The organism is Sphingomonas sp. LH128 (assembly GCF_000293195.2).
GTDB lineage: Bacteria > Pseudomonadota > Alphaproteobacteria > Sphingomonadales > Sphingomonadaceae > Novosphingobium > Novosphingobium resinovorum_A.
The window spans coordinates 1-648 of sequence record NZ_ALVC01000511.1 but is presented as its reverse complement, the minus strand read 5'-3'; the positions used below and the strand labels follow the sequence as shown (position 1 = coordinate 648).

The window sequence follows — 648 nt, the reverse complement described above, 5'->3', positions numbered from 1 at the left end:
AAAACAAGCGCTCACGCCACGACATGTCACGCCACTGCGCCTTGGACCGCTGATTAAAGGTGTCAACCGCTTGACGTGTTGCTCTATCAAAAAGGGCGACCAAGAACATAACCGCCGCCAAAGCACCCAACAACGCCGTGAGGGGCAAAGCCATGGGCGCAAATGTCAGCGGAGCAATCGCGATGAGCCCGGGAACAACCGCTGCCATCCAAGACCCGAGCAAGGCAGGCCAGAAGAACGAATCTGTTGAACGGGAGATCATTGCGACCAGAATAGCGTTGCAGTTGTCACCTGCCTAGAAATGTCCGCAAAGGGCGGTAGCTTACTGCCGCAAGGCGTTGTGCAGCCATTCAAGCCGGAGGCCTCGAAAAACCGCTGGCGCCTAGCGGCTTGAGGTGATTCACTGCCTTTGCACGAGGGTGGAGGCGATGATGGCGGGACAGCCGAGTTTCTTCGATCTTTCGGACTGATACGAGGCGTTGAGCGCGGCAGGTGATCGGCTTGAACGGCTTGCGGCTGTCGTCGACTTCGAGGCTTTCCGCGGCCCGTTGGTAGCAGCGCTGCGGCGAAGTGTCCGCGGCAAGGGTGGCAGGCCGCCGTTTGATCCGGTCCTCATGTTCAAGATCCTCGCTGCAGGCGCTCTACTCG

General features: G+C 59.3%; 1 protein-coding gene and 1 pseudogene. One reads left to right on the top strand and one right to left on the bottom strand.

The window, feature by feature from the left end; all coding sequences use genetic code 11:
* On the bottom strand, positions 1-262 hold a 262-nt coding region (locus LH128_RS34885), incomplete at its 3' end, for a hypothetical protein (protein WP_008833351.1).
* A 217-nt stretch (positions 263-479) separates the two neighbouring features.
* Between LH128_RS34885 and LH128_RS29420 the strand changes: the two are divergent.
* A pseudogene (locus tag LH128_RS29420) lies at positions 480-648 on the top strand (IS5/IS1182 family transposase); the annotation flags it as partial.